At 69.7% G+C, this 3,938-nt stretch carries 4 protein-coding genes; 1 reads left to right on the top strand and 3 read right to left on the bottom strand.

Features of this window, described 5'->3' with window-relative positions:
- The 3 genes from AC5RV2_RS15600 to AC5RV2_RS15590 form a co-directional block, all read right to left on the bottom strand.
- Nucleotides 1-1,037 (bottom strand): Mrp/NBP35 family ATP-binding protein (locus tag AC5RV2_RS15600; RefSeq protein WP_494093090.1); only part of this gene is annotated, 1,037 nt, incomplete at its 3' end.
- 3 nt (nucleotides 1,038-1,040) lie between these two features.
- Nucleotides 1,041-1,640 (bottom strand): DUF1003 domain-containing protein, encoded by a 600-nt coding sequence (locus AC5RV2_RS15595; protein WP_494067326.1) that lies wholly within the window; start codon nucleotides 1,638-1,640, stop codon nucleotides 1,041-1,043.
- Complete coding sequence (locus tag AC5RV2_RS15590) at nucleotides 1,633-2,910, bottom strand: magnesium transporter MgtE N-terminal domain-containing protein (protein WP_494093089.1); 1,278 nt, start codon at nucleotides 2,908-2,910, stop codon at nucleotides 1,633-1,635. Before AC5RV2_RS15590 ends, AC5RV2_RS15595 begins: the two co-directional genes overlap by 8 nt.
- A gap of 164 nt (nucleotides 2,911-3,074) precedes the next feature.
- Here AC5RV2_RS15590 and AC5RV2_RS15585 point away from each other — a divergent pair.
- The coding region (locus AC5RV2_RS15585) for a YflT domain-containing protein (RefSeq protein WP_494093088.1) at nucleotides 3,075-3,938 on the top strand (864 nt) is incomplete at its 3' end.

Raw genomic sequence — 3,938 nt, 5'->3', positions numbered from 1 at the left:
CCGTCCAGGACGATCGGGCGGCCGGCGTCGCCGCCGGCGCGCAGCCGTGGCTCCAGCGGAATGCTTCCCAGCAGCGGTACCGGCTTCTCCAGCACGGCGGAGAGCCGCTCGGCGACGGCAGTTCCGCCGCCGGAGCCGAAGACTTCCATCCTGGATCCGTCCGGCAGCGCCAGCCAGGACATATTCTCGATGACTCCCGCCACCTGCTGCCCGGTCTGCGCGGCGATGGCGCCGGCGCGTTCCGCCACCTCGGCCGCGGCGGCCTGCGGGGTGGTCACCACCAGGATCTGCGAGGACGGGAGCAGCTGCGCCACCGAGATCGCCACGTCCCCGGTGCCCGGAGGCAGGTCCAGGAACAGCGCATCCAGGTCGCCGAAATAGACATCGGTGAGGAACTGCTCCAGGGCCCGGTGCAGCATGGGCCCCCGCCAGGCCACCGGCTGGTTCCCTGAGACGAACATGCCGATCGAGATGACCTTCACGCCGTAGGCCACCGGCGGCAGGATCATCTCGTCCACCCGGGTGGGGGCCTGCGTGATGCCCAGCAGCCCGGGAACCGAGAAACCGTAGACATCGGCGTCGATGATGCCCACGCGCAAACCCTGGGCGGCCATGGCGCACGCGAGGTTGACGGTGACGCTCGACTTGCCCACCCCGCCCTTGCCGCTCGCCACGGCATAGATGCGGGTGAGCGAGGACGGATCGGCGAACGGATTGCCGCGGCCGGCGCCGCGCAGCTGCTCCTTGAGCGCGTCGCGCTGCTGCGGCGTCATCACGTCCAGCTCCACCGCCACCCCGGAGACGCCCGGGACGTCGGCGAGGGCGTGCTCGACATCGGCGGTGATGGTGCCCCGCAGCGGGCAGCCCGAGATGGTGAGCAGCACGCCGACGGTGACCCGTCCGGCGTCGTCAATCCGGACGTCCTTGAGCATGCCCAGCTCCGCGAGGGGACGGCGAAGCTCCGGGTCGATCACGGTTCCCAGCGCGCGCCGCACGGCGGCCGGGTCCGGGTGTTGCGACGGGTGTGGATCAGTCATGCATCAGTTCTCCTGGCCGCCGTGTTGGGCCGGCGGCAGCTTGGGCAGCGAGGTGGTGGCATCGGAGGGCCGGCGCCGGCCGCGGCGGCGTTCGTCCGCGGACTCGTCGTCCAGCAGTTCTTCCAGCACCGAGCGCAGCTCGCTCCGGACGAAGTCACGCGTGGCCACTTCGCGGATGGCGATCCGCAGCGCGGCCAGTTCGCGGGTCAGGTACTCGGTGTCCGCCAGATTGCGTTCCGCCCGCTGGCGGTCCTGCTGCAGCGAGACCTTGTCCCGGTCGTCCTGGCGGTTCTGCGCCAACAGCAGCAACGGAGCGGCGTAGGAGGCCTGCAGCGAGAGCATCAGGGTCAACGCGGTGAAGCCCAGCGCGGCGCTGTCGAAACGCAGGTGTTCGGGTCCGAACGTGTTCCAGGCCAGCCAGAGCAGACAGAAAACCGACATCCACATCAGGAACTGCGGGGTGCCCATGAAACGGGCGAAGGACTCCGTGGCCTTGCCGAAATAATCGGGGTTGGGTCGCAACCGGACCAGCAGGCGCGTGCGGGTCTCGCGCGGGGTGTCCAGCCCCGCGACCTTGATTTTCCGATCTGCCTTCTCAGCCAAAGCGTCCACCTCCGCTTACGGGGGAGTCGTCCTGCGCCCGCCAGTCGTCGGGCAGCAGATGGTCCAGCACGTCGTCAACGGTCACGGCGCCGACCAGCCGGCCGGCGCTGTTGACCACTGCCAGGGCATTCAGGTTGTACGTCGCCAGGGTGCGGGCCACCTCGCTGACATCGCTCTGGTCCAGCACCGGCTCCAGGTCTGTATCCACGATGTTGCCCAGCGCCTCCGGCGGCGGGTAGCGCAGCAGTTGCTGGATGTGGACCACGCCCAGGTATTTCCCGGTGGGGGTCTCCAGCGGCGGCCGGCAGACGAAGATGGCCGACGCCAGGGCTGGCGTGAGCTCTTCCCGGCGCACATGCGCCAGGGCCTCGGCGACCGTGGCCTCCGGGGGCAGGATCACCGGCACCGGGGTCATCATGGACCCGGCGGTGTTTTCCTCGTACTCCAGCAGGCGGCGGACGTCCTTCGCTTCGTCCGGCTCCATCAGCTGCAGCAGTTCTTCCTTCTGCTCCTCGGGCAGCTCGGCCAGCAGGTCGGCGGCGTCGTCGGGATCCATTTCCTCCAGCACGACGGCGGCGCGTTCGGCATCCAGCGACGTGAGGATCTGCACCTGGTCGTCGTCCGGCAGCTCCTGGAGCACATCCGCCAGACGGTCGTCCTGCAGCTCGCTCGCGACTTCCAGCCGGCGCTTCTGCGTCATCTCGTGCAGCGCCTCGGCGAAGTCGGCGGGCTTGAGGTCCTCGTGGCTGGCCACGAAGGTAGTGGCCGCCTGCGGTTCGTGCCGGGCACCCTGGTAGGCCTCGTGCCAGTCCACGATCAGTGTTTCGTTGCGGCGCAGGCTGCGCAGCGGCGAGGTCGAATGGCCGCGCCGGACGAAGAGCTGGGACACATACCAGTCGCCGTCGCGGGACTGCTCCATGCCGATGTCCAGGATGGTGGCATCGCCGCTGCCGTCGGCGAGCGTGACGCGGCGGTCGAACATTTCGGCGACCACCAGGGTCTCGGCGCCGCGCTGCTCGAACCGGCGCAGGTTGACCAGCCCGGTGCAGATGACCTGCCCGGCGGTGATCGAGGTGATCCGGGTCATCGGGACGAACACACGTTTCTTGCCGGGAACCTCGACCACCAGGCCGACGACCAAGGGCGGTTTGGCAGGGCCGTAGTCGAGGACGACGGCGTCGCGCAGCCGGCCCAGGCGGTCTCCGAGCGGGTCGAAGACGTCCAGGCCGAGCAGCCGGGCTACGAAGACGCGGTTGGTTTTTGTGCTCACCCCTTTAGGCTACGTGCTGGGCCCCGGAATCCGGGATTTGGCCGGTCATCGATGCCCGGCGCGGGCCCGCCGAACGGGCTGAAGCCGAGGGAGCGCGAGGGGTCCCACGTTCACCTGAAGCGATACCCAAACCATCGGTTGCGTATATCAGCGACAATGGGGGTATGTCGATGCTTGGCCGTACAGATTCCCGGGACCTCAGCCGTACCCTTCCCCAGGGCGAGCTGATCGGAAACTACCGCTCGTATCTGGATGCCCAGAAGGTGGTGGACTACCTCGCGGACGAGGAATTTCCCGTCCAGCACGTGACCATCGTCGGCAACGACCTGAAGATGGTCGAGCGGGTCACCGGCAAGCTCAGCTATCCCCGGGTTGCCCTCTCCGGCGCGGCCACCGGCGCGTGGTTCGGCCTGTTCGTCGGCTTGCTGCTGATGCTCTTCGGCGGCGGCGAAACCTTCGTGCTGCTGATCTCGTCGATGGCCATGGGCGCGGCCTTCTGGATGCTGTTCGGCATCATTTCCTACGCGCTGCAGCGCGGCAAGCGGGACTTCACCTCCACCAACCAGGTGATCGCCACCAGCTATGACGTGGTGGTCTCCACCGAGGTGGCACACGAGGCCCGGCGGTTGGCCGCGCAGCTGCCGATGGCCGGAACCGCGGTTCCCGGCCGGCCGGCAAACCACGGGCAGGCGCCCGTCGGCCCGCAGCCTCCTGCCGGCCATGGCCAGCAGCCTCCTGCGGGCCAGCAGCCGCAGGCCCCGGAGCGGCCGGCCCAGTGGGGCGAGGACCCGTACGGCCAGGGCGGCAGCGTCCCGGGACAGCAGCCCCAGCCCGGCCCGGCGCGGCCCGACGCGGCCCAGCCCGGGGTGACCGGCCAGCCCGTGCGCGGACGCTTCCCGGACCTGCCCGACGGCCGCCCGCAGTACGGAATCCGCGTTACTCCCGAGCCCGCCCAGCCCCAGCAACCGGGCGAGCCCCAGGCCGGGGAGCCCCAGCCCGGCGCCAGACCGCTGACCGGCGGTCCCGAG

Source organism: Arthrobacter sp. Y3225116 (genome assembly GCF_059091245.1).
This window is presented reverse-complemented; position numbering and strand designations above follow the sequence as displayed.